At 46.9% G+C, this 24,191-nt stretch carries 23 protein-coding genes; 12 read left to right on the forward strand and 11 right to left on the reverse strand.

Annotated features, from left to right (window positions below; translation table 11 throughout):
• Positions 1–13 precede the first annotated feature (13 nt).
• From AYJ58_RS12125 to rnd, 6 genes are all read left to right on the forward strand, one after another.
• A complete protein-coding gene (locus AYJ58_RS12125; RefSeq protein WP_106650322.1) occupies positions 14–328 on the forward strand; it encodes a hypothetical protein in 315 nt (104 codons plus the stop codon).
• Positions 321–1,049 (forward strand): M50 family metallopeptidase, encoded by a 729-nt coding sequence (locus AYJ58_RS12130; protein ID WP_198555436.1) that lies wholly within the window; start codon positions 321–323, stop codon positions 1,047–1,049. The genes AYJ58_RS12125 and AYJ58_RS12130 overlap by 8 nt, the downstream gene beginning before the upstream one ends.
• Before the next feature lie 210 nt (positions 1,050–1,259).
• Positions 1,260–2,072, forward strand: a complete 813-nt coding sequence (locus AYJ58_RS12135) for a class I SAM-dependent methyltransferase (RefSeq protein ID WP_106650323.1) — start codon at positions 1,260–1,262, stop codon at positions 2,070–2,072.
• A 21-nt stretch (positions 2,073–2,093) separates the two neighbouring features.
• On the forward strand, positions 2,094–2,960 hold the full coding sequence (locus AYJ58_RS12140; protein ID WP_106650324.1) for an alpha/beta fold hydrolase: 867 nt from the start codon (positions 2,094–2,096) through the stop codon (positions 2,958–2,960).
• A gap of 201 nt (positions 2,961–3,161) precedes the next feature.
• A complete protein-coding gene (gene fadD, locus AYJ58_RS12145; RefSeq protein ID WP_106650325.1) occupies positions 3,162–4,835 on the forward strand; it encodes a long-chain-fatty-acid--CoA ligase FadD in 1,674 nt (557 codons plus the stop codon).
• 70 nt (positions 4,836–4,905) lie between these two features.
• Entirely contained in the window at positions 4,906–6,015 is a 1,110-nt protein-coding gene (gene rnd, locus AYJ58_RS12150; RefSeq protein ID WP_106650326.1) for a ribonuclease D, read from the forward strand.
• Positions 6,016–6,153: 138 nt separating this feature from the next.
• Here the strand turns inward: rnd and minE are convergent, their stop codons facing one another.
• The 3 genes from minE to minC are packed head-to-tail and all read right to left on the reverse strand — an operon-like array spanning position 6,154 to position 7,916.
• Entirely contained in the window at positions 6,154–6,411 is a 258-nt protein-coding gene (gene minE, locus AYJ58_RS12155) for a cell division topological specificity factor MinE (RefSeq protein WP_028760193.1), read from the reverse strand.
• A 2-nt stretch (positions 6,412–6,413) separates the two neighbouring features.
• On the reverse strand, positions 6,414–7,223 hold the full coding sequence (minD, locus tag AYJ58_RS12160) for a septum site-determining protein MinD (RefSeq protein WP_006086391.1): 810 nt from the start codon (positions 7,221–7,223) through the stop codon (positions 6,414–6,416).
• 27 nt (positions 7,224–7,250) lie between these two features.
• Complete coding sequence (gene minC / locus AYJ58_RS12165) at positions 7,251–7,916, reverse strand: septum site-determining protein MinC (protein WP_106650327.1); 666 nt, start codon at positions 7,914–7,916, stop codon at positions 7,251–7,253.
• A gap of 123 nt (positions 7,917–8,039) precedes the next feature.
• Between minC and AYJ58_RS12170 the strand changes: the two genes are divergently transcribed.
• Both AYJ58_RS12170 and AYJ58_RS12175 read left to right on the forward strand, forming a co-directional pair.
• Positions 8,040–8,318, forward strand: a complete 279-nt coding sequence (locus AYJ58_RS12170; RefSeq protein WP_106650328.1) for a YcgL domain-containing protein — start codon at positions 8,040–8,042, stop codon at positions 8,316–8,318.
• A gap of 143 nt (positions 8,319–8,461) precedes the next feature.
• Positions 8,462–8,902, forward strand: a complete 441-nt coding sequence (locus AYJ58_RS12175) for a YcgN family cysteine cluster protein (protein ID WP_106650329.1) — start codon at positions 8,462–8,464, stop codon at positions 8,900–8,902.
• Between the two features lie 174 nt (positions 8,903–9,076).
• Here the strand turns inward: AYJ58_RS12175 and AYJ58_RS12180 are convergent, their stop codons facing one another.
• Entirely contained in the window at positions 9,077–10,597 is a 1,521-nt protein-coding gene (locus tag AYJ58_RS12180) for a methyl-accepting chemotaxis protein (RefSeq protein ID WP_106650330.1), read from the reverse strand.
• A gap of 469 nt (positions 10,598–11,066) precedes the next feature.
• On the opposite strand from AYJ58_RS12180, the gene pheS reads away from it, so the two are divergent.
• The 4 genes from pheS to lpxM all read left to right on the forward strand — a co-directional run bounded on the left by pheS (position 11,067) and on the right by lpxM (position 15,796).
• Positions 11,067–12,050, forward strand: a complete 984-nt coding sequence (gene pheS, locus AYJ58_RS12185; RefSeq protein WP_006081368.1) for a phenylalanine--tRNA ligase subunit alpha — start codon at positions 11,067–11,069, stop codon at positions 12,048–12,050.
• 15 nt (positions 12,051–12,065) lie between these two features.
• Positions 12,066–14,453: a phenylalanine--tRNA ligase subunit beta gene (pheT, locus tag AYJ58_RS12190; protein WP_106650331.1), complete on the forward strand. Its 2,388-nt coding sequence runs from the start codon at positions 12,066–12,068 to the stop codon at positions 14,451–14,453.
• 3 nt (positions 14,454–14,456) lie between these two features.
• On the forward strand, positions 14,457–14,753 hold the full coding sequence (gene ihfA, locus AYJ58_RS12195; protein ID WP_006081370.1) for an integration host factor subunit alpha: 297 nt from the start codon (positions 14,457–14,459) through the stop codon (positions 14,751–14,753).
• A gap of 104 nt (positions 14,754–14,857) precedes the next feature.
• A complete protein-coding gene (lpxM, locus tag AYJ58_RS12200; RefSeq protein WP_106650332.1) occupies positions 14,858–15,796 on the forward strand; it encodes a lauroyl-Kdo(2)-lipid IV(A) myristoyltransferase in 939 nt (312 codons plus the stop codon).
• Positions 15,797–15,953: 157 nt separating this feature from the next.
• On the opposite strand, the gene hypA is transcribed toward lpxM, so the two are convergent.
• The 7 genes from hypA to AYJ58_RS12235 all read right to left on the reverse strand — a co-directional run bounded on the left by hypA (position 15,954) and on the right by AYJ58_RS12235 (position 24,189).
• Entirely contained in the window at positions 15,954–16,307 is a 354-nt protein-coding gene (gene hypA / locus AYJ58_RS12205) for a hydrogenase maturation nickel metallochaperone HypA (protein ID WP_106650333.1), read from the reverse strand.
• On the reverse strand, positions 16,307–17,323 hold the full coding sequence (gene hypE, locus AYJ58_RS12210; RefSeq protein WP_106650334.1) for a hydrogenase expression/formation protein HypE: 1,017 nt from the start codon (positions 17,321–17,323) through the stop codon (positions 16,307–16,309). Before hypE ends, hypA begins: the two co-directional genes overlap by 1 nt.
• Complete coding sequence (hypD, locus tag AYJ58_RS12215; RefSeq protein WP_106650335.1) at positions 17,316–18,455, reverse strand: hydrogenase formation protein HypD; 1,140 nt, start codon at positions 18,453–18,455, stop codon at positions 17,316–17,318. Before hypD ends, hypE begins: the two co-directional genes overlap by 8 nt.
• Positions 18,456–18,517: 62 nt before the next feature.
• Complete coding sequence (locus AYJ58_RS12220; RefSeq protein ID WP_028760183.1) at positions 18,518–18,763, reverse strand: HypC/HybG/HupF family hydrogenase formation chaperone; 246 nt, start codon at positions 18,761–18,763, stop codon at positions 18,518–18,520.
• Positions 18,763–19,560: a hydrogenase nickel incorporation protein HypB gene (gene hypB, locus AYJ58_RS12225; RefSeq protein ID WP_106650336.1), complete on the reverse strand. Its 798-nt coding sequence runs from the start codon at positions 19,558–19,560 to the stop codon at positions 18,763–18,765. The genes AYJ58_RS12220 and hypB overlap by 1 nt, the downstream gene beginning before the upstream one ends.
• A gap of 191 nt (positions 19,561–19,751) precedes the next feature.
• Entirely contained in the window at positions 19,752–22,271 is a 2,520-nt protein-coding gene (gene hypF, locus AYJ58_RS12230; protein WP_443019158.1) for a carbamoyltransferase HypF, read from the reverse strand.
• Complete coding sequence (locus tag AYJ58_RS12235) at positions 22,264–24,189, reverse strand: NiFe hydrogenase (RefSeq protein WP_106650337.1); 1,926 nt, start codon at positions 24,187–24,189, stop codon at positions 22,264–22,266. Before AYJ58_RS12235 ends, hypF begins: the two co-directional genes overlap by 8 nt.
• Positions 24,190–24,191: the final 2 nt, after the last annotated feature.

The raw sequence follows: 24,191 nt of genomic DNA on the forward strand, positions 1-24,191 counted from the left end.
TTAAGGCTTCTTGATGCAAGTTAATGTAAATCAAATGAGTTTGACGAATGCCGTAGCGAGTAATAGACCCGCTATCGCTCAGGGGCTAACCGCGCCTGAATCGTCACGCCCAGTGATTGAGCAAGATGCCGTCGAAGCCCTCAGTTTAGAAACTCAGCCTAAAAGTAAAAACGCAGCGGGCAATTTACAGTCAAAGCTTGGTGCGCACCTCGAGTATGAGCAAGACACGCGTGGCCATCAGGGGGCGATAGCCCAATATTTACAAACCCAACATGCCGCCAAACGCGATGAAATTCAGCAAATGGTTGGCGTGGACTTGTATGCTTGAACAGCAAAAAATACCTTCCGGTTCTACCTCGCCATTTTCCTCATCTAAGTTAACGGGTTTAGCCGCCAGCGGTGTGCCAAGCCGTGGCTTGTTTATCATCGAGCTGGTGGTGGCGTTACTCATCACCCGCATTCCCTATTTAAGCGTGCCGTTTAAATGGCTTGAAAGCTATTTCCACGAATTGTCCCACGGCATTGCGACGATATTAAGCTCGGGCGTGGTCAGCCATATTCAATTGTTTCCTAACGGCGCTGGCTTTTGTTTTAGCCAAGGCGGCTCGCCTATGTTGATTGGCTTTGCTGGGTATTTTGGCGCGGCCTGTTGGGGATATTTAATCTACTTGCTCGCGACTTGGCCAAAGGGGATCCGCGTGAGCTTTGCCTTGCTGGGCGCCTTAGTGGTGCTAAGCGGCTTGCTCTGGGGCCGAGATATCCTCACGCTGGCGATTCTAGCCGTGCTGACTATTATTTTGTTGTTACCGCTTAAACTCAGTCAAAACAAAATGTTGACCCATTTTTTGCGTATTATCGGCTTGATGGTCATGCTTAATGCGCTGGCAAGTCCAACTGTGTTGCTCGGGCTTGATGGCCAAGGTGATGCGGTGATGTTGGCCGAGCGTTCTTGGATCCCCGCGTGGATTTGGGTGGGATTATGGTTATTAACCAGTGCCTGCGCCTTGTATTTTGCGTGGCGCCGTGTCGATAACGCTGCGAGTCGTTAATCCTCAAGGTCATTTAGTACCTCAATTGTATTGTGTTTCCTCTAGACGTTTTTCCGCTTTGCGCTGTGTTGGTTAGATAAAGGTGAATTGACTCATCACTTTGAGCTATAACCACTTATGTCGCTTAAAGCTTAGTTTTCCGACTTCTATTCCTTGGATTTTTGGCCATTGGCTGCTAGGTTAAGCCTTCGGTATCCATGGAGAATTACAATGAAAAAAGTCACCTTAGTTGCCAGTCTGCTGCTTGCTGGTTTATGTTCGAGTGTTACCTATGCCGATGAAAGCTTAGATAAAGTTTTGAAAAGCGATTTTCGTCAGGCTAAAAATGCCAGTCGCGACGTGTATCGTCATCCCGCTGAAACCTTAACTTTTTTTGGCATTACCCCAACACAGACTGTGATTGAACTCTGGCCGGGAAATGGCTGGTACAGTGAAATATTAGGGCCTTATCTTGCTAAAGAGGGCCAATATGTCGCTGCTAGTTTTGAAACCGCTCCTGCGACAGACACGCCCGGAAATCGTTATCGCGCCAACGCTGGCACTAAGTATGCTGCGTGGATGACGGCCAATAAAGACGTCATGGGTAATGCAAAGATTGTTACCTTCGATCCTCCACAAAAAATGGATTTAGGCGCTGACGGCAGTGCTGATCTGGTATTAACCTTCCGTAATCTTCATAACTGGGCATCGACAGATCAGTTGGAAAACGTGTTTGCCGCATCTTATAAAGTGTTGAAAGACGGCGGTATCTTTGGCGTGGTAGAGCATAGAGCCAACGAAGGAATGAACTTCAGCACTGGCTATATGGACCAAGCGGCTATGGTTGCTCTAGCCAAAAAAGCCGGTTTTACCTTAGTAGAAAGCGCAGAAATCAATGCCAACTCCAAAGATACTAAGGATTACGCCAAAGGTGTTTGGACGCTACCGCCCTCTTTTGCCTTGGGTGATACCGATAAAGAAAAATACCAAGCGATCGGTGAAAGTGATCGTATGACACTCAAATTTGTCAAAAAATCATCTTAATTACCTGACATCAGAGGCATTATGTGGCAATCTCTCGCCCCCAAAAATCAAATCGAATTTGCATTACCTCATATTAAGGTCGCAGGCCGATTATGGGGGGCGAAGGACAAACCTTTACTGCTGGCCTTACATGGCTGGTTAGATAATGCCAACAGTTTTGAACCCTTAGCTGCGCATTTACTCGATTATCAAGTGCTCGCGATTGATTGGCCTGGACATGGCTTTTCGGCGCACAGGCCGGGGCATTATCCGCTGCATTGGATTGATTATTTGTATGATTTGGATGCGCTATTAACGGCATTACCGCAAAAGCCTTTGGCCATGGTGGGGCATTCGCTCGGTGGCATTATTGCCTCTGCATATACGGCGACCTTCCCTGAAAAGGTCAACAAGCTGGTATTGATTGAAGCGTTAAGTCCCTTATCAGAATCGCCAACGCAGGCGAAAGCACGACTAAGGAAAAGCTTCTATCAACACGAGAAGTATTTAACTCAGAAGCATGGGCAGGCAAAAATTTACGACAGCATAGAGACTGCAGTGCGGGCGAGGGCGCATTTAACAGGACTTGCCGAACCTTGGTGTCGGCTATTGCTCGAGCGTAATATGCAGCCCGAAGGTGAGGGCATAGGTTGGCGCAGTGATCCTCGATTGAGATTAGATTCACCCCAAAGGCTAACCTTCGCTCAAGTTGATGCATTAATGCAGGACATCAATATTGAAACCTTATTAGTGTGTGGCAAACAGGGATTTAGTCAGTTGCAGACCGCCATACCTAAGGCGCGAACCTGGTTCAAACACTTGTCTGAACACATAATAGAGGGCGATCACCATGTGCACATGGACAATGCCGAAGGTGTCGCGCGCTTGATCCGCGAATTCGTTAAATAGGGTGCTTTTACTGCCCTAAAAAAGACGCTAGGTTTTTTGTTTTTTTTATGTGATGATGATCAAAATTAAAACGCTCGTATGATTTATGACGAGTCAATCAATAACTATAAAATGTAAGCCGGTATTTTAACTCGGTATTTATCGAGTCTTGACGCTTGTATGGATATTGTTTCCGCAGTTGTGGGGATTTAGGAGAGAGTAGTGGATCAGCCTTGGATTAATCATTTGCCAAAAGATGTGCCTGCTGAAATTAATGTGGAGCAGTACTCATCGCTTGTTGATATGTTCGAAACAGCGGTGGCTAAGTATGAAGACCAACCTGCATTTATCAACATGGGTGCCACGCTAACCTACCGTAAATTGGAAGAACGCAGCCGTGCATTCGCCGCGTATCTACAAAATGAATTAAAGCTTGAAAAGGGCGATCGTGTCGCCCTGATGATGCCAAACCTGCTGCAATACCCGATTGCGCTGTTTGGGGTATTACGTGCCGGTATGGTGGTCGTTAACGTTAACCCGCTATATACCCCGCGCGAACTCAAACATCAGTTGATTGACTCGGGCGCCAAAGCCATCGTTGTCGTGTCAAACTTCGCCCGCACCTTAGAAGAAGTGGTCGAACAAACGCCCGTTGAAAGCGTCATCATTACCCGTTTGGGTGATCAATTAAGCGCACCCAAACGCACCTTAGTGAACTTTGTGGTGAAGTACATTAAGAAGTTAGTGCCAAAATATGATTTACCCCACGCATTATCAATGCGCGACACCTTATCAACCGGTCGTCGCATGCAATACATTAAACCTGACGTCACTAACGACGATTTAGCGTTTTTACAATACACAGGTGGCACCACTGGGGTCTCTAAAGGTGCTATGTTGACCCATGGCAATATTGTCGCCAACGTATTGCAGGCCGATGGTGCTTATTCGCCCGCCTTAAACGATGGCAGCGAGTTTGTGGTAACGGCTTTGCCGCTGTATCACATCTTCGCCTTGACCGTGAATTGCCTGCTGTTTTTGCACAAAGGCAGCCAGAACTTACTCATCACCAATCCTCGCGATATCCCAGGATTTGTGGCTGAGTTGAAAAAGTATCCTTTCACCGCATTAACTGGGGTAAATACCTTATTTAACGCGTTAGTGAACAGTGATGATTTTTCCCAGTTGGACTTCTCGCGCTTAAAACTCTCTATCGGTGGCGGCATGGCGGTACAAAAAGCTGTGGCGGATAAATGGCAATCGATTACTAAAACCCGTTTACTTGAAGGTTATGGTCTGACGGAAGCCTCACCCTTATTAACCTGTTGTCCATATAACTTAGACGGTTATAACGGTTCAATCGGTTTCCCTGCACCTTCGACACTGATCCAAATCCGTAATGATGACGGCAAGGTATTAGCCCAAGGCGAAACTGGCGAGCTGTTTGGTAAAGGCCCGCAAGTGATGAAAGGCTATTGGCAACGTCCTGAAGAAACCGCCAAAGTGATCGATACTGACGGCTGGTTAGCCACGGGCGATATTGGTTACATGGATGAGAAAGGGTTCTTCTATATTGTCGATCGTAAGAAAGACATGATCTTAGTTTCAGGCTTTAACGTATTCCCTAACGAAGTCGAAGAAGTGGTTGCACTGCACCCTAAAGTGATTGAAGTGGCAGCAGTTGGGGTGCCAAACGACGCCAGTGGTGAGTTAGTGAAGGTATTTGTGGTGGCAAAAGATAAATCTTTAACCGCTGAAGACATCATTAAGCACTGCCGTATTCATTTAACGGGATATAAAGTACCGAAGCTGGTAGAATTTAGGGACGAGTTACCTAAAACCAACGTGGGTAAGATCTTGCGACGAGAGCTTAGAGACGAAGCTAAGCGAGCGTAAGATTGAAGCCGGCATTTGCCGGCTTTTGTTTTTATGGACTGTGATTGACCCACAGGATCTGGAGAAGAATTTGTCAGCGTTTCAATATGTGAGTGATGAAGCAAGCCTTAATGCCCTCGTTGCCCAATATAAACAGAGTAAGATACTCGTGTTAGATACCGAGTTTGTTCGTACTCGTACTTATTATGCCAAGTTAGGTTTGATCCAAGCCTATGATGGTAAAACCTTAGCTTTGATTGATCCGGTGGCTTTACCTGATTTAGCCCAGTTTTGGGCGCTGTTATCGGACCCGAATATCGTTAAGCTAGTGCATTCCTGCAGTGAAGACTTAGAAGTGTTTGCCCACTATGGCAAATGTCAGCCTACGCCTTTGTTTGATAGCCAAATTGCCGCCTCTTTGTGTGGTATGGGCCATGGTGTGGGTTATGCCAAGTTAGTTGAAACTTGCCTTGGTGAAGTGATCGATAAAGGTGAGTCGCGTACAGATTGGATCCGCCGCCCGTTAACTGAAGCCCAGTTAAGCTACGCCGCTAATGACGTCCTGTATTTGTATCAGCTCTATCCTCAACTTGAAGCAAAACTCAGCACCCAAGGGCGTTTAGCTTGGTTATACGAGGAAGGGGAAAGGATGACTCAGGGCAGGCTTGCCGATCCTGATCTTGATACTGCCTATTTGAAAGTGAAAAATGCTTTCCAATTGACAGAAATTCAATTGGCTTACCTTAAAGTGCTTGCCAAGTGGCGTCTTGAAAAAGCGTTAGTGCGTGATCTCGCCTTAGGTTTTGTGGTCAAAGATCATGGTCTTATCGCATTAGCGAAGAAGCAACCTAAATCCTCGGCTGACTTGTTTAAGCTCAATGATTTGACTGAGCAAGAAAAACGTATTCACGGCAAAGATTTATTACGTGTGCTACAAACTGCGGATTTGGTGAATTTACCCGAGTTAGTGGATGTATTGGCGTTAAAATCAGGCTACAAATCGGCCTTTAAAGCGATTAAAAGCTGTTTGGTCGAATTATGCGAAAAGCATGATGTGCCGCAGGAAATGCTCGGTTCTAAACGTCATATCCATGAGTTTTTGCAATGGCGTTGGGATAAGCAACAAGGGGATTTACCCGCGGTGTTATGCGGATGGCGAGGTGAGATTGCCGCTGAGTCCCTAGCTAAGCTTGAGGTCTAAGGCTTTTAATCTAGTATTTAAATCTTGCGCGTGAAGTCTTGTACTTTATGCGCAGTATTTGAAACTTACCGATAGCCGAAAAACAGTCAACAAAAAGCGTCATCTTCTTCAGAAGATGACGCTTTTTGCGTAATCGACTTATCTGTCAGGCAATGTGACGTTAAGTTCGAGTACCGACAGGTTCGCGTCGTTTTGATCTAACTGCACAGAAACTTGATCATCAGAAATCGGCACATATTTGCGAATAACGGCAATGATCTCTTGTTTCATCTGTGGGAAATAATCGGGAGTGTCCCTTTGTCCACGTTGATGAGCCACAATGATCTGTAGGCGCTCTTTAGCCATTACCGCAGTGCTAGGCTTTTTCTTGCTTTTGAAATAGTCGAGTAAAGACATAATTAGCTACCAAATATCCGTTGTAAGAAACCTTTCTTTTCTTCCGTAATAAAGCGTACTGGGACATCTTCGCCCAGTAAACGTGCAACTGTGTCACTGTAGGCTAAACCTGCATCACTTTCTTGATCGATAATCACAGGCACGCCTGAGTTAGAGGCTTTCAGTACCGATTGTGACTCAGGGATCACGCCGAGTAACTCAATGGCCAGAATTTCTTGAACATCATCAACACTCAACATTTCGCCAGATTTTACACGGCTCGGTGAATAACGAGTCAGCAGTAAGTATTCTTTGATTGGCTCAAGGTTTAGCTCGGCGCGGCGTGATTTGCTCTGCAGCATTCCTAAAATACGGTCTGAGTCGCGTACTGAACTGACTTCTGGGTTAGTTGTCACAATGGCGATATCGGCAAAATACAGTGCCATCATAGCGCCTTGCTCAATCCCCGCAGGTGAATCACACAGAATAAACTCAAAGTCTTTGGCTAAATCGTCTAGAACACGGCCAACGCCTTCTTTGGTCAGCGCATCTTTATCACGGGTCTGTGAAGCGGGTAAAACGAATAACTTGTCGCAGCGTTTATCTTTGATCAGCGCTTGATTTAAATTGGCTTCACCATTGATCACATTAACGAAGTCATAAACAACACGACGCTCACAACCCATGATCAAGTCTAAATTCCGTAAACCAATATCGAAATCGATAACGACTGTCTTGTGTCCTTGCATGGCAAGACCAGTCGCAATTGCAGCACTCGATGTGGTTTTACCTACGCCGCCTTTACCTGAAGTGACAACAATAATTTGTGCCATGTTTCTCTCTATCCTTTGTTCTGCCATTTAGAGGGGCAATGATTCAACCATAAGTGACTCACCGTTTAGGCGAATGCAGCCACTTTTATCTGAGCTATGTTGTTGTAGATTTTCAGCGAGCCAATATTGCCCTGCTATTGAAACGAGTTCGGCTTCCAGAGAGTGGGCTATGATGACGGCGCTGGTATCGCCCGCCGCGCCTGCCATGGCTTTCCCTCGTAATGCGCCATAGATATGAATGCTACCATCTGCGATGACTTCTGCGCCATTGCCTACCGCACCAAATATGATTAAATCACCATTTTTTGCGTAGACTTGTTGGCCTGAACGAATATTTTGCTTCACTATTTTAGTTTGGCGAGGTGCTGGCGGTGGCGTACTGCTCTGTTTTCCGGCTTTAACTATGGCAAGGCCTAAGTCTTTGGCCTGTTTACTGAGTACAGTTGTCGCGCCCGTTATGCCAACAATCACTAATTGACGTGAGATCAGCAGATCCTTTAACGCACTTAAATTTAAGCTGTCGTGCTGGATCGCACTCAGATTGACAACTAAAGGAGCACCCAGAAAAAACTGTGGGGCTTGTGCCAACTTACTGTCTAATTCAGTCATGACAGCTTGTAAATCGCTGCTATTAATATGAAGCACTGAAAGAGTAAAAGAAGCGCCTTTTAACTCTAAGCTAGGTTTTGACATCCCGGCACTATTCTCCAGAAATCATCAGTCGGTTCGCTGATTTTACAATTAAATTACTAGGCGACCATGTTATAGTGTGCCCCATTGACTGGCAAGTTTGAACTATTGGATATTTGTACTCTTATGCTATGTGCCGTTTATAAAAGTAGCCGAAAGGCTGATACTTATTTATTTGTGAAGAAAAGAGATTGTTTTGACGATGTTCCTGCGCCTTTGATGGAAATGTTCGGCGTGCCAAAACTGGTGATGGTGTTTCCTATCGCTAAACGTGACGCGTTAGGTATGGCAGATATTAAAAAGGTGAGAGCTGCGATGGAAGAAAACGGCTTTTATTTACAAATTCCGCCTCCACAGGTGAATTTATTGGCTGAGCATAAGCTGAGCCTTGGGATCAAAGATTAACTGGGTAGCATCAAGACGCTGCTAATGAGCTCAGGCGCGTGAAACCACACTCGTTAATCTCAGTGGCATTGCGTATCTGACGACAAATTAGTGTAAAATAGCCCGCATTGAGCGGGTTTTTTATTAAGAAGATACAGTTAATCATGGCATTTTGGCAGAGTAAAACATTAGCGCAGATGAGCACAACCGAGTGGGAATCCCTGTGTGACGGTTGTGGTAAATGTTGTTTAAACAAGTTGATAGATGATGAAACCGAAGACTTGTATTACACCAATGCAGCTTGCCTTTTGCTCGATCATCAAACGGCAGGCTGTCTGCATTACAGTGACCGTTTCACCTATGTCCCCCAATGTACTGTGATAACGATTGATAATATCCATGAGCTAACTTGGTTGCCCGACAGTTGTGCCTATCGCCGTCTAGCGGCAGGGCGTGAGCTACCGAGCTGGCATCCGCTGCTCACAGGCTCCAAAGAAGCGATGCATTTAGCGGGTATGTCGATCCAAGGCAAGGTGGTGGATGAAAGACGCGTGAAGGATATTGAAGATCATATCGTGCTATGGCCACTTAAAGACGTGGATTAACAGACGTGAATTCATTTTGCCGTAGCGTTATCGATTGAAAATTAACTTATTAATTGAAACGACACTTGTTGATTGGAAAGTGACCGTCAGAATGAAAACAACAAGGGAGCGATTATCGCTCCCTTGTGCATTTTGGGTGTTAAGTGAATTTAAATTCCATCAAATAATGCTCGACTAGATTTTTAATCCCACCATCAACTGATCAAGTTGACCAGCTGTTGCTTGCAGCTCATCACAACCTGAAACCGACTGGTTGGCCGATTGCTCCACATCGTGTGATTGGTTGCGAATTTCCATTAAGTTAGTCGCAATCTCGTTGGCCACTGCCGACTGCTCTTCGGCCGAGGTCGCAATTAGCACACTCATTTCAAACACTTTGTTGCTGTGGTGGGCGATAAACTCTAAGTCTTTACCCGTTTGCAGTACGTGTTGTTTACCTTCATTAGCTTGATTCACAGTACGTGACATCACTTGTGTCAGATTGCGAGTACCCGATTGAAGTGATTCGATCATGGTTTTGATTTCAACCGTTGCGGCCTGAGTTCTCCCCGCTAAAGTACGTACCTCATCGGCCACCACGGCAAAGCCACGACCTTGTTCACCTGCGCGTGCCGCTTCAATCGCTGCGTTGAGGGCGAGTAGGTTGGTTTGCTGGGAAATCGCATTAATAGTTGATACCACTTCATCAATTTTACTGGCGTTGTCATTGAGAACGCCCACCGCATTTGAGGCCGCAGAAATTTCATCCGATAACACGTCAATAGCCTTGACTGTGGTTTCAATGTCTTTACCGCCAGCACTAACCTGTTGATTGGCTTCTTGGGTTTCGGCAGAAGATTGTTCAGCATTACGGGCAACTTCCTTCACTGCAGCGGTCATTTCTTCCATTGCCGTTGCTAGGGAATCCAAATGTTGTCTCTGGTTCACCGCCAAAGATTGACCTTGCTGCGCTGTGCTACGAAACGAGGAGACTACCTCACGGATTTTTGTTGTCGATTCTGCGATTTGTTTCACTAACAGATGTTGACGTTCAACTAAGGTATCTATGCTGATGGCTAAGATACTGAACTCATCTTTGACTTCGAAGAAGTTTAAACGCCCAGTTAAATCGCCCGATGCGGCCCGTTTTAATGCCATCACTGTGGTATAAAGTGCGCCGCCCACGAAGGTCGAAATGTAGTAGCTAAATAAAAACAACACAAATAGAAGCGCCGCCATCAGGCCGTAAACCAGCAGGTTATCTTTGGCGAGCAGGGCATCAATTTCTTTGCTGTCTAAGGGAATAATCGTGATCAGGTTTTGATCGTTAACGCCACTCACAGCTCTAGGTAGCTTACCGCTATTATCAATACCTCCACCGCTGCGAGCTAAGGATTGCGCTTTACTGTCGGCCTCATTCACCGAAATAATGCTGACATTGCCTTTGATGTCGCGGCTTAGCTGGCTAAGGATAGCTTGGCGTTCTTGCTCTGGGAGTTTGTTATATAAGGTGCCCGTGACTTGGTTGATTTGTTGTGAAGCATTTTGCAGACCGTTGAGTTGTCCTTGGACTAAGGTTTGCTGGGATTGGTTATCAAGAAAAATCGCCAGTCCAACAATCATTAGCATAGGAACGATAGAGAGAATTGCGAATTTAGTTTTTAAGGTCATATGGATAAGATATTGATCTATCCAGCGAAACTTTACTTCTTTCATGAGTGCCTCGATAAAATGGGCTGTGAACCGAATGTATATCGGTTAGTTTGCCATAGACTTTATAGTTTTCTGTTTTGTAAAAGCTTATATCGTTAATGTAGTCTAATTGCAGTCGTTATTGTGTTGTTTGCTGCAATTTTGGCAAGGTACAGGTGTTAGTTTACAGTTTAGTTACAAATGCTGCTAGTGGCTGAAAGCGGAAGTTGTTTACGTCAGAATCGAGGTTTGGGTTTCCCCTTGAGCAAAACTCAGGCTCTGAACTGGGGTAACACATGAATTTGCATGATAAAAACCCCCAATAAGCCCTAGTAATATGCCGCTCGCTCGCGTAAAATTTCTATCCTTTTATTTCGTTATAGCTAGCAAAGCGTCTGGCATTAACGCCCGATAACCTGAGCACCCAAATAGCCTGAAAGTTTGGCGCCCATAGCACTTGTTTATCAAGCGCGACTATGCAGTGGAAGAGAAAATGCAGCAGTTAACTGAGATCGTAGAACAAGCCTTAGTCATTATTGACCAGGCCAGTGATCTAAAAGCACTGGATGATATCCGTGTCGATTACCTTGGTAAGAAGGGTAAGATCACCGACATGATGAAAATGATGGGTAGCTTAAGCCCTGAAGAAAAGCCAGCCTTTGGCCAAGCGGTCAATGATGCTAAACAGGCGATTCAACAAAAATTAACTGAGCGCATCGATGGTCTGAAGAGTTCGGAATTGGAAGCCAAATTAATCGCTGAAAAGATTGATGTGACTTTGCCAGGCCGCACCCAAGAGATCGGTGGCTTACATCCTGTGACTCGAACCATTGAGCGCATCGAAACCTTTTTCGGGGAATTAGGGTTCTCGGTAAAGCAGGGGCCTGAAATTGAAGATGATTTCCACAATTTCGACGCACTGAATATCTCTGAGCACCATCCTGCGCGTGCTGATCATGATACCTTTTATTTCAATCCTAAACTGATGCTGCGTACCCAAACTTCGGGCGTGCAAATCCGTACTATGGAAACTGAAAAGCCACCATTACGCATTATTTCACCGGGTCGTGTTTATCGTAACGATTACGACCAAACTCACACGCCTATGTTCCACCAAGTGGAAGGGTTGTTGGTTGATGAGCATGTTAACTTTGCTGAATTGAAAGGCATTTTGCATGACTTCCTGCGTAATTTCTTCGAAGAAGATCTGCAAGTGCGTTTCCGTCCATCTTACTTCCCATTCACTGAGCCTTCAGCGGAAGTGGACGTGATGGGCAAAAATGGTAAATGGCTAGAAGTGCTTGGCTGCGGTATGGTACATCCGAATGTGCTGCGCAGCGTTGGCATAGATCCCGAAAAATACTCTGGTTTTGCTTTTGGTATGGGTGTCGAGCGCTTAACTATGTTGCGTTACGGCGTAAACGATTTACGTGCGTTTTTCGAAAACGACCTACGTTTCCTGAAGCAATTTAAATAACGGAGCTGTAATAGCATGAAATTTAGCGAATCTTGGCTTCGTGAATGGGTCAACCCTTCAGTCAGCCGTGAAGCATTATCCCACCAGATCACTATGGCCGGTCTCGAAGTCGATGACGTTGAAGCCGTGGCTGCCGATTTTAGCGGTGTCGTGATTGGTGAAGTGGTTGAGTGTGGTCAGCATCCCGATGCCGATAAACTGCGCGTGACCAAAATCAACGTTGGTGGTAGCGAACTTATCGATATCGTCTGCGGAGCACCAAACTGTCGTCAAGGTCTTAAAGTGGCCGTGGCTATGGTTGGCGCCGTATTACCTGGCGATTTCAAAATCAAGAAAGCCAAGCTGCGTGGCATGCCATCAGAAGGCATGTTGTGCTCGTACAGCGAGCTTGGCATTAACGTCGAAAGCGATGGCATTATCGAATTGCCATTGGACGCGCCATTAGGCACTGACATCCGCGACTATCTGCAACTTAATGATGCCGTTATCGATGTGGATTTAACGGCTAACCGTGCCGATTGCTTAGGTATGGCAGGTCTTGCCCGTGAAGTGGGCGTGTTAAACCGCCAAACAGTGGTTGAGCCACAGTGGCAAGCCGTTACGCCAACGACAGATGCACAGGTCACGATTAACGTTAACGCGCCTGCAGCGTGTCCACGTTACTTAGGCCGTGTGGTTAAAAACGTCAATGTTAAAGCGCCTACGCCATTATGGATGCAGGAAAAACTGCGTCGAAGCGGTATTCGCTCTATCGATCCTATCGTAGACATCACTAACTTTGTGTTGATTGAATTCGGTCAACCTATGCACGCTTTCGATCTGGCCAAATTAACGGGCGATATCCAAGTGCGTTTAGGCACTGGCGAAGAGAAAATCACCCTGCTTGATGGCAGCGAAGTGACCATCCCAAGCGATACCTTAGTGATCGCCGATGATTTGCGTCCATTAGCCCTTGCTGGTGTGTTTGGCGGCGAATACTCAGGCGTGAGCGACACGACCCAAGACATACTGCTTGAATGTGCCTTCTTCGCGCCGCTTGCCATTATGGGTAAGTCACGTCGTTTAGGTTTGCACACAGATTCATCACACCGCTTTGAGCGTGGTGTTGACCCTGAGATGCAACACAAGGTTATCGACCGTGCTACCCGTTTAGTACTGGATATCTGTGGTGGTGAAGCTGGCCCTGTAGTTGAGGCTAAATCAGAGGCTGATTTACCCAAACCTGCACAAATCGTTTTACGTCGTAGCAAGTTAGATCGAATTTTAGGCCACCATGTACCAGACACAGATGTGGTCGAAATTCTACAACGTCTCGGCTTCAGTGTGGTTGTGGGCCAAGATAGTTGGCAGGTCACTACCGCGACTTATCGTTTTGATATGGCGATTGAAGAAGATTTGATCGAAGAAGTGGCCCGTATTTACGGTTATAACAATATCCCGAATACGGCGCCTGTTGCTGCGCTGCGTATGTCAGATCATAAAGAATCTGACTTAAGCCTAAAACGCGTGCGTGCCTTATTGGTCGCTCGCGGCTTCCAAGAAGCGGTAACCTACAGTTTTGTCGATCCAAAATTGCAAAATCTGGTTCACCCTGGTTTAGACGCTATGGTGTTACCAAACCCCATTTCCAGTGAAATGTCGGCCATGCGCCTGTCAATGTTCACCGGTTTATTGGCCGCCGTTGGCTACAACCAAAGTCGTCAACAGAGTCGTGTGAGACTTTTTGAAACTGGCCTGCGCTTTGTTCCTGATATCAATGCAGAATCCGGTGTAAGACAACAAGCAATGCTCGCTTGTGTCATTACTGGGCTCCAAAATGACGAACATTGGGCTATGGAATCGAAAACCGTTGATTTTTTCGACCTTAAAGGTGATTTAGAAGCAATTATCGGCTTGACAGTTTCCGCATCAGAATTTAGCTTTAGAGGAGCGACGCATTCTGCTCTCCATCCGGGGCAATGTGCTGAAATATTGAGAAATGATCGAGTGATCGGTCATATAGGTGCAATCCATCCTAGTTTGGAGAAGCCTTTTGGACTCAATGGTAAAACCATCGTTTTTGAGTTGGAATTGGATGCTTTATTGCATACCAGTTTGCCGCTAGCCCAAGCTGTATCTAAGTTTCCAGCTAATCGTCGTGACATCGCAGTCGTAGTAGATGAGAGTGTATCTGCAGGTGATGTAATGAAATTGATAAGAAAAGTTGGCGAAAATCAGTTGGTTGGCATAAACTTGTTCGATGTATACTTAGGTAAAGGTGTTGAACCCGGCAAGAAGAGCCTGGCGATAGCACTTACATTACAAGACACTACTCGTACGCTTGAGGAAAAAGAGATTGCTGAGACCGTTGGTTCAGTCGTTTCTGCCCTTAAGTCCGAGTTCAACGCATCGTTGAGGGATTAAAGTATGGCACTTACCAAAGCCGAAATGGCAGAACATCTTTTTGAAACACTCGGAATGAACAAACGTGTCGCCAAAGAGATGGTTGAGTCGTTCTTTGAAGAGATTCGGGGCGCACTTGAAAGTGGTGAGCAGGTCAAGTTATCTGGCTTTGGCAACTTTGACCTTAGGGACAAGAATCAAAGACCGGGAAGGAACCCAAAAACAGGCGAAGATATCCCAATTTCTGCTCGTCGTGTCGTGACTTTCCGTCCCGGCCAAAAGCTGAAAACTCGTGTAGAAGCAGCAAACACGGGTAAGTAATTTCGTTTGTTTGATGGGAAAGCCACTCCTTAGAGAGTGGCTTTCCTGTTTATTTTTTCGTGCAATATCTCCATTGTTTTTATCCACTGTCTGAGGTGAATTCTTTGTCAAGACAGCCCAAACATTTTGACCGTCGTTTTAAACTCGCCTTATTACACCCTAGATACTGGGCCACTTGGTTAGTGATTGGTCTATTAGTAATTTTCGGACTCATGGCCGCATGGCTGCGTGATCCTATTGCAAGATTATTGGCAAAAATAGTGATGCCAATTGCCAAAAAGCCCATTAGCGTTGCGAGAGCCAATTTAAAGGCGTGCTTTCCTGAACAATCTGCCGCCGAGATTGAAGTGTTAATCCGCGAGAACGTACAAAACTTCGTTTTGGTCTTGTTAGCTCAGGGCGAATTGCTGGTGCGCTCAAAAGCGCATTTACGTCGTCGAGTCAATTTAATCGGCTTTGAGCATGTGACGAAAGCGCAGGCCGCGGGCCAACCGATCATTTTTATCATGCCCCATGTGTGGCCAATCGATTATGCCGGCTTACGCCTTAACCTTGAGTTGCCTATGGTGACTATGGCCAAAGCCCATAAAAATGGCTTATTCAATTGGTTTAGTAATCGTGTGCGCAGCAGCTGTGGTGGCCATGTGTATATGCGCGAGGCGGGCATTAGGGCGCTATTGGCTGAGCTTAAGCGCGGTAACAGTTTCTTTTATCTCCCCGATGAAGACTTAGGTCCTGAACAAAGCGTGTTTGCACCTTTTTTAGGCACAGTGAAAGCAACGCTGCCTGTCGTTGGGCGTTTAGCGCAGGCGGGGAATGCCCAAGTGTTGCCAGTAAAGATTGGCTACAACCAAGCGACACGTCAGTTTGATCTTACTGTGATGACGGCCGTTGCGCCTGAAGACATGGTCGGCAAAGAAAACGAGGCGTTGGCACTGAACAAAGTGGTCGAGCAAGTTATCTTAGCTTATCCAGAGCAGTATATGTGGTTTCTGCGGGTGCTCAAAACGCGCCCAGAGGGTGAAGCTTCTATCTACAGCTGATGTAGCGTGACTGAAAATAGTGTGGTTTAAAATGGCTTTGAGCGCTGATTGCTCAAAGCCATTTTTTTGAGGAATATTCTTGCTGATAGAACTCTTTATTGATTGAAATCTTTATCGACTCTGCTGTTGTTAACAATGCAGATTACAAATGAAGGATTTAATCTTCATCTTGTTCCATCTCAAGTTGCATCAGTAGCATATCTTCACCATCGAGTACGCGGGTGCGATAGCTTTGACACGAAGGGCAGACTATGGTGCGCTCACTCAGTACGGATTCGCTCTGGCAGTCTTGGCAAAGTATCACTAGCGGCTGAATTTGCATATTGAGTAGGGCTTCTTTGCAAATCCCATCGAGCTTAAACGTATCGAAGGCGGTTTGCAGTAGGCTAGGTTCAACCCCGCTCATGACGCCTAGTTTGATATCCACTCGGGTGATTTTATCGGCATGATTAGCCTGCGCGTGCTGCTCGCATTGCTCAATCAAGGCTCTCACAATAGAATATTCGTGCATCAGCAAATCCTTGGCAGCAGTTCACCTTGGGGAAGATCGAGATAACGCTTAGTATTCCAAGGCGTTCTTAGCACGACTTTCCCCACGAGTTCATCACTCACAGTGCCGATTATCGCTGCATGCTCACAGTGGCCAAAGCGTTGCATGATTTCGAGCGCACCTAAGGCGATGTCGTTGGGGACGGCGAGGATGAAAGTGCCTTCGTTGGCAAGATCCATGGCTTCGAAACCATAGAGTTCGCACAGACCTTTGACTTCATCGCTAACGGGAATACTGGCCTCATTCACTGTGATACCAACATTGGAGGCAATAGCCCATTCGTTCAGTACTGCCGATAAGCCGCCGCGAGTCGCATCTCGCATCGCATGAATGGGAATATTGGCGGCAATCAATTGCTCGACTATCGGCCAGAGCGTGGCGCAGTCACTTTGTAATGCTGATTCGAGCGTGAGTCCTTCACGCGCCATTAAAATCGCTGCGCCGTGGCAACCAATATCACGGGAAACAATAATGGCATCGCCCACTGCAATGTTTGCCGCTGAGATATTCGGACGCAAGATGCGACCAATGCCTGAGGTATTAATAAATAAACCATCGGCGCAGCCCTTGGGGACGACTTTAGTGTCGCCGCAGACAATCCGCGCGCCACTTTGTTTGAGCTCTTTTGCCATGCTGCGGACAATAGTCGTTAAATCATTGATAGAAAAGCCTTCTTCTATGATCACGCTACAGCTCAGATATTGAGGCTCTGCGCCCATCATAGCGAGATCGTTGACTGTGCCTGCGATGGCGAGTTTGCCGATATCGCCGCCGGCAAAAAACAAAGGTGAGACGGTAAAAGAGTCAGTAGTAAAGGCGTTGGCGCCGTGCAAATCGAGTTTGGCAGCGTCTTCTTCGCTGCGAAGGATTGGGTTATCAAACTCGGCAAAAAACAGATCACGGATCAGTTTATTCATTTCTTTGCCGCCACCGCCGTGGCTGAGTTGAATGGATTTATCTTTTAGCGTATCAACCATGATGTGGTTCCTTGATATCGATACCTTGATAGCGGTAATAGGCATTGCAAGCACCTTCGGAGCTGACCATGCAGCTGCCTAGTGGCGTTTCTGGATTGCAGCCGCGGCCAAAAACTTTACAGTCCTTTGGTTTAGCCAGTCCGCGAAGAATATCGCCGCACTGGCAGGCTTTGTGATCGTCAATTTCCTTCACGGGTAGGCGATCTTTAAAGTGCAGTTCGGCGTCCCTGTGAGCATATTCGGGTTTAAGCTGCAGCGCTGAATTGGGGATTGGGCCAAGGCCACGCCAGCGAAATTGAGGTCTGACATTAAAAAATTGATTCACTTTGGCCTGCGCCGTGAGGTTGCCGTCCTCCGAAACTGCGCGGCTGTATTGGATATCGAGCTCCGCTTTGCCCGCGGCTTTTTGGCGTACAATCCGTAAAATAGACTCCATCACATCAACGGGCTCAAATCCTGCGACAACCACAGGCGTACCATAGTTTTCGACTGTGCTGCGATAGATTTTGGCGCCGCTGATCACGCTCACATGGGCGGGGCCAATAAAGGCATTCACTCTGGCTTTTGGATCGTGCATCACGGCATCAATTGCGGGTGGCACTAATACATGATTGATATGAAACAGTAGATTTTCGAGTTTTTCGTGTTCGGCCAGCTGCAATAAAATTGCTGTCATTGGGGTCGAGGTTTCAAAGCCGATGGCAAAGAACACTACGGTTTTATCGGGATTATCGCGGGCAATTTTGAGCGTATCTAAGGGATCATAAATCGGTCGAATATCGCAGCCCTTGGCCCTAAAACTGGCTAAGGAACCCTTAGAACCGGGCACACGGATCATATCGCCTAGCGTGACTAAGATGACATTTTCTTGGGAGGCTAGCGCCGCCGCTTGGTCAATGCGCTCTTTCGGCATAATGCACACTGGGCAGCCAGGACCATGGATAAATTCAATATTATCTGGCAGTAAGTCTAGCAAGCCGTATTTCATAATAGTATGAGTATGGCCGCCACAGACTTCCATGATATTGATTTGTTGCTTAACCAATTTAGCGGTTAACCGAATATCCCGTGCTAAATTGGCAATCGTTTGGGGATCGCGAAAGCCTTGATAGAGGTGTCTTAGTTCAAGCATGCTTTTTCCTCGGTGCACTCGATAGGGGTGCGCCTTGCGACTTAATCCTGCACTGCTGATGGTCAGTGTATGGCTTCATTTTCAAGCTTAGTGACGATTTCTTTGTATAGATCAATGCTTTGCTGCGCATCTTCCTTATCAATTTTGTTCATCACAAAACCAATATGGATAAGTACATAGTCGCCAATCTCCAGTGGTTCATTCATTAAATGACTGCTGACATCGCGGCGCACGCCTAAGGTATCGACGGTGACACTCTGGCGCTCAATATCGACCGCCACCACTTGGGAAGGTATGGACAAGCACATTATTGTGCACCTCGAATATTGTCTTTAAGCCAAGCGGCTACAGCCTGCATGGAGTCGCCATCTTTAATTGAGACTTCAATAATTTGAGTTGCTGGATTGAGTTTTTTAAGCTGCGCTCTGGCTTCGTCCATCTTGAAATCAAAATAGGGCAGTAGATCGCACTTTGTGATAAAAACTACATCGGCGCGGCGGAACATCACAGGATATTTCTCAATTTTATCATCGCCTTCAGGCACTGATAGCAGCACGATATTTTTGTGGGTGCCCACATCATAACTTGCTGGGCAGACAAGATTGCCGACGTTTTCAACGAAACAAATATCGAGCCCTTCAAGTGGTAAATGATGTAGGGCACCGTGCACCATAAAGGCGTCGAGGTGACAGGCGCTGCCCGTTTGAATTTGATAGGCTGTAATGCCTTTCGCGATTAAGCGGTCTGCATCGCGGGAGGTTTCTAAGTCGCCCTCGATCACCGCATAGTTGAGCTGCGTGTATTCTTTGAGATTTTCTAATAGGGTGGTTTTGCCACTGCCCGGGCTACTCATGATGTTGAAGGCCGTGATGTTATGTGCCTCAAAGTGGGCGCGGTTATGTCCAGCTTCGATATCATTTTTATCTAAAATTTTGTGGATGACTGATAAGGTTTTTTTATCGTTTAACTGAGGATTTGTGTGTAACTCTTGATTGCTATGCTCATGAGTATGTGAATGGTCATGGCTATGCTCATGGCTATGGGCATGCGCGCCTAGATGATCATGATCGTGGCGGGTAAGGGAGCAGCCGCAGTCTTTACACATTTTACCTCTCCTTGAATCGGCAGAGTGCGAGGACTTTGCCTGACGAATTGTGAATGCTGATATACGGATCGTTAATTTGGTTACGCTAATGTTGAGTGTGATACAAATTGCGCTGCAGATCTTTGATGTTCGTCAGGTTTATGGGGATAAAAAATGGCGAGCGAACATCAAGGGTTATCAAATCAGTAAGGTTAATGATTCTGATGAATGCCATACCAAAGTTGACCTAGGGCGATGCCTCCATCATTGATGGGGATCTGTTTACTGGATAACACTTGATTGCCTTGGGCGCTGAGCTTGCTGAGGCAGTATTCCAAGAGGTATTTATTTTGAAATACGCCGCCGCAGAGCACGGTTGGAAGGTGTTGATACTGGGCAGCATAATCACAAATAGCATTACCTAATGTGTGTAAAAAGGCGCGGGCGATGGCATCTCTTCTGTTGTCTGTTAGCGGTTTTTCAGTGATTAATTCAACAATCTGCTTGAATATTTTACTGCTGCGCCACTGGTCGATGTTAAGAGGTAAGTTAAGCGACATGGCTTCAAGGGCGAATGCATCGGCGCGATTGGCCGCGGCTTCTATTGCCATGCCAGCTTGACCTTCAAACAGTGTGGTTTCGATTAAGCCTAAGGCGCAGGCGAGGGCATCGAACAAGCGTCCGACCGATGAGCTTTTAAGTGCACTACCGTTCTGCCAGATCTTATATAAATTAGTTAAGGTATTTGAGCTCATACTGCAGATAATGGGCAAGTTCAGCGCGAGCACGGTATCAAGGCTCATCTGCTCGAACAATAATGCCAGTAACAACCGCACAGGTTGCTTAATGGCTTGTTCGCCGCCCAGCAGGGCTATAGGCTCAAAGTGCGCCAGTCGTTTGGCTTTATCGAGCGTCGTTAATAGCACTTCGCCGCCCCATAAACTGCCATCGTCGCCAAGCCCGGTACCGTCAAAACTAAAGCCCAATACGGGATCTCGATATTGATTAACCGCCATTACGCTGAGCACATGGGCATGGTGATGTTGCACAGTTAAACATTGGCTTTGGCTGGTATCGCTAAGTTTTACACTCGAGTGTGAGTGCATTTCAGCCCAGCGTGACGGGGCATAATCTGGGTGTTTATCGCGAATAATGAGATTTGGCGTAAAGTGATACAACCGAGCAAAAGTGGCTAAGGTGCGCTCAAAATATTGCTCGGCGCTGACACTGAACAGGTCACCAATATGGGGACTTAAAAACACATTATTACCAAAGCCTAAGGCGATGGCATTTTTTTGCTGCGCGCCCACGGCCAAAATTGATTGGGTTAGCGGTGTATCAAGTGGGAAACTTAACGGCGCATAACCACGGGCGAGGCGCAGCACTTGCACCTCTGCAGGCGAATCCACGTTGGGCTGAATGACTTGTACCACACTGTCATCACAGCCGTTAATAATCGGCCGATTATGATCGACTATTGCATCCACAACATGGCTTAAGTGGCGAATAAGCTCGTCACAATCTGTGATGATAGGCTCACCTGACAGATTCGCGCTGGTCGCGACTAATGGCTCTTTGAAGAGCCCTAACAGTAAATGATGTAGCGGTGTGTAGGGCAAAAATACCCCGAGTTTATTCAGATTGGGGGCGATAGCTAAGCTGAGATCATGCTCGTTTCGGCTACTCATCAGCACTATGGGCCGCTCCTGCGAACTCAATACTCGCCACTCGGCATCCGTCCCTGTGACATAGTGCTGCGCCATGGTGATATCCGCCATCATCACCGCTAGCGGCTTGGCTTGGCGCTGTTTTCGCAGCCTGAGTGCGTTGACGGCATTGTCACTTCGGGCATCACAGATTAAGTGAAATCCGCCCAATCCTTTAATTGCCAGAATCTGCCCTTGGCGTAATCTGTCTGCCGCAGCTTGAAGTACCGCAAGGTCCATACCCAATTCAGGTGCGCTGACATTTGAGGCATTGGGAAGGATGCATTCCCCTTGGGGCGTTTTTAAACTGAGTCTGGGGCCGCAAACGGGGCAACTGACTGGCTGGGCATGATAGCGGCGGTCGAGTGGGTTTTGATATGCTTTGGCGCACTCGGGGCACATGTCAAAATCGGCCATAGCAGTGTTGTGTCTATCATAGGGTAAGGCATTGATAATTGTATATCTTGGGCCACAATTTGTGCAGTTGGTAAAGGCATAGCCAAAGTGGCGATCATCAGGATTATGCATGTCATTCAAGCAATCTTGGCAGGTACTTTTATCCGCTGATACTGCCACCAGCGCACCCATTGATGAACTTGGGTCATCGTCCTCATGGCTGTCGCTTTTTATGATTTCAAATGTGGTTTCGCTTAATAAAATCGGCAGCAGTGTTTGGGTTATATTATCGATACGGGCCAGTGGCGGCGGGGTGGTATTGAGCGTTGTGATAAATTGCGTGAGGTTTTCTTCCGTGCCTTGCAGCTCAATGGTCACGCCTTTGGCATTGTTGAGCACAGTGCCCGTCAGTTGAAATTCAAGGGCATAACGATAGACAAAGGGGCGAAATCCCACCCCTTGCACTATGCCAGTGACGTGTAGCTGACAACGCTTTAGCGCGGCGCCCTTGTGGACAAGGTATTCCAATGCCAGCCTGCGCTTTATCTGCAGATCACTGTGCTTTTTGTGGCGACTATTATGTCTATGTGGCTGCATACGTTGTGACTTAACTTTTGGCCTCCTAATCATGGGCATTCAGTTGGCGCTGCTTAACGTAAAGTGCGCCAACGGCTAAGTTATCGCCGTCTAAATCTAGGCTGCGATTGACCACTAAGGGGAAGTTCTTGCCTAAGCGTAAACTGATGCGTTTACACAGGGTTTCATTCGTTAACTCATTACCCGCTAAGGCAACATTGTGTACGCCGATATTTAAATCGATATGTTCTAACCAGTTAGAAAGATAATCTGCCAGCGAGTCTTGCATCGCAAAGGCGAGTTGACTCGGATCGTTATTGCCTGCGATACGAAAGCTCAAGACTGTGCCTAAGGTTTTACACCAATTCAGGCTGCGGTGGGCTTCACCTTTGGTCAGGGGATAATCGATACGCGGAGCATTGGCGCCGTGGTAACGCATGGCGGCGGCCATCAGTGCATCGCTGAGCCTTGCTTGATTTTGCGTTTCATCTTGGGGATTGAGGCCAATTAAAATGGCGGCAATGGCCCACAGGCTTTGCAAGTTGTCCCGTCTACCGTGAAGCTTTAGGCTCAGGAGTTTTAAATAATCGTCGGGGAACAGGCTTTTAAACTTCTGTGCTACGGCTTTTTGTGGACTGCTGTCCAGTTGATGGAAGATTTCGTAACCGTTATCGGGCAGCTCGGGCAGGGCAAAGAAGAGTTCGGTGTCGCCCTTATTATCGCAGGTGACAATTTGACTGGCGTGGGTATGGCTTAAGTAAATGACCGCGGCATTTTTTGCCTGTCTGTGGCTGGTAAATTTTCCCTTGAGTAAGGCACTGAATAACGCTGCGTCCGCGATGGTATGATTTTCGGTATCGCTAGCGTGTGGCGTGCCAGCATGCTCAATTTCACCATTAGTGACACCTGTATTATCGGCACCTGCGTTAGCGGCAAAGGTGTTAGCAGCATGAGCCGCTTCACTCGATTGAGCTAATACCGCTACACTCAGTTCGCCTTGATGGGAGCGTGACCGTTTCGCCGCTTGCCATTGGGCTTGATATCCGTGAAGACTGACTTTTTCCCTTAAGGGTTCTGGAGCGATAAAGTGCTTGGTTTGAACCTGCGTTGAGCCTAAATCGTTACTGGCAATTTGTGCCCAAGCGCCATCGACCCATGCCAGTTTGGGTCTATTATGCGGCCCTTTAATGTAAACCCAATCGACCCCTTTTTGCCGCAATACTTCCCCGAGCACTAAAATCACCCGGCTGTAGGCAAAACAAATGTCGTACAGTGGCGCACTGAGTTTATCGTGTTCTTGCGTGGGTCTGGCGCAGATAAGCGGCTTTTCAATACTCGAAAGCGCGAGCACCTGCGCATCATTCAGGCAAAAATGGGCGTTCAACGTATTGGGATTACAAATTAACAGTTGTGGCCGCTCGCTTAAGGGCTGAGCAAACGGTGTCAGGCTGATTTGCAGATCATCGGCGGCCGCTAATGTCAGTGGGCCTTGTGTCAGCAGCCACTGTGCCAAGGCTTTTATATCTGATAAGGTTAAGGCTTTTTGTGCTGGCGTTAATTGTGTTTCGCCCTTGCAGCAAGGACAAATTAAATCGAGTGTGCCAAACTTCGCCGACTGATTATCGCCAATCAGCGGATAACAATGCTGGCAAAAAGGCACTATGGCAGGGCTCGATCCAGACTGTGGAAAGGGCAGTAAGGTTTTGCCGCCTTGGGGCTCGTCGATGGCTTTAATGCTGGAGTCAATTAACCAAGCGGAAATCAAAAAGTCCGCGGCAATGGCATCGGCCAGTTGCTCGAGTTGAGTCTGCTCGCCCTGGGCTTCAATAAAGTAACTGTGCTGACCAAAGTCATGTTGGCCATCACAGCCTATGCTGATATTTAGCTCACTGTAATTTAGATATTGATTACATAAATGCGCGTACAAAGGCACCTGACGTGAGCAGGTAAAATCGAATCTGATGTTTTTCATCT

It is taken from the genome of Shewanella sp. Pdp11 (assembly GCF_002838165.1).
Taxonomy (GTDB): domain Bacteria; phylum Pseudomonadota; class Gammaproteobacteria; order Enterobacterales; family Shewanellaceae; genus Shewanella; species Shewanella hafniensis.

Excerpts from the sequence above, each read along its gene's own strand:
- AYJ58_RS12175 (WP_106650329.1), top strand. The coding sequence starts at position 8,462 with ATGGCATTTTGGCAGAGTAAAACATTAGCGCAGATGAGCACAACCGAG.
- hypA (WP_106650333.1), bottom strand. The coding sequence starts at position 16,307 with ATGCACGAATATTCTATTGTGAGAGCCTTGATTGAGCAATGCGAGCAG.
- pheT (WP_106650331.1), top strand. The coding sequence starts at position 12,066 with ATGAAATTTAGCGAATCTTGGCTTCGTGAATGGGTCAACCCTTCAGTC.
- AYJ58_RS12180 (WP_106650330.1), bottom strand. The coding sequence starts at position 10,597 with ATGAAAGAAGTAAAGTTTCGCTGGATAGATCAATATCTTATCCATATG.
- hypD (WP_106650335.1), bottom strand. The coding sequence starts at position 18,455 with ATGCTTGAACTAAGACACCTCTATCAAGGCTTTCGCGATCCCCAAACG.
- AYJ58_RS12140 (WP_106650324.1), top strand. The coding sequence starts at position 2,094 with ATGTGGCAATCTCTCGCCCCCAAAAATCAAATCGAATTTGCATTACCT.
- ihfA (WP_006081370.1), top strand. The coding sequence starts at position 14,457 with ATGGCACTTACCAAAGCCGAAATGGCAGAACATCTTTTTGAAACACTC.
- hypE (WP_106650334.1), bottom strand. The coding sequence starts at position 17,323 with ATGGTTGATACGCTAAAAGATAAATCCATTCAACTCAGCCACGGCGGT.
- AYJ58_RS12135 (WP_106650323.1), top strand. The coding sequence starts at position 1,260 with ATGAAAAAAGTCACCTTAGTTGCCAGTCTGCTGCTTGCTGGTTTATGT.
- AYJ58_RS12130 (WP_198555436.1), top strand. The coding sequence starts at position 321 with ATGCTTGAACAGCAAAAAATACCTTCCGGTTCTACCTCGCCATTTTCC.
- hypF (WP_443019158.1), bottom strand. The coding sequence starts at position 22,271 with ATGATTAGGAGGCCAAAAGTTAAGTCACAACGTATGCAGCCACATAGA.
- minC (WP_106650327.1), bottom strand. The coding sequence starts at position 7,916 with ATGTCAAAACCTAGCTTAGAGTTAAAAGGCGCTTCTTTTACTCTTTCA.
- pheS (WP_006081368.1), top strand. The coding sequence starts at position 11,067 with ATGCAGCAGTTAACTGAGATCGTAGAACAAGCCTTAGTCATTATTGAC.
- AYJ58_RS12220 (WP_028760183.1), bottom strand. The coding sequence starts at position 18,763 with ATGTGCTTGTCCATACCTTCCCAAGTGGTGGCGGTCGATATTGAGCGC.
- AYJ58_RS12170 (WP_106650328.1), top strand. The coding sequence starts at position 8,040 with ATGCTATGTGCCGTTTATAAAAGTAGCCGAAAGGCTGATACTTATTTA.
- minE (WP_028760193.1), bottom strand. The coding sequence starts at position 6,411 with ATGTCTTTACTCGACTATTTCAAAAGCAAGAAAAAGCCTAGCACTGCG.
- minD (WP_006086391.1), bottom strand. The coding sequence starts at position 7,223 with ATGGCACAAATTATTGTTGTCACTTCAGGTAAAGGCGGCGTAGGTAAA.
- AYJ58_RS12235 (WP_106650337.1), bottom strand. The coding sequence starts at position 24,189 with ATGAAAAACATCAGATTCGATTTTACCTGCTCACGTCAGGTGCCTTTG.
- AYJ58_RS12125 (WP_106650322.1), top strand. The coding sequence starts at position 14 with ATGCAAGTTAATGTAAATCAAATGAGTTTGACGAATGCCGTAGCGAGT.
- hypB (WP_106650336.1), bottom strand. The coding sequence starts at position 19,560 with ATGTGTAAAGACTGCGGCTGCTCCCTTACCCGCCACGATCATGATCAT.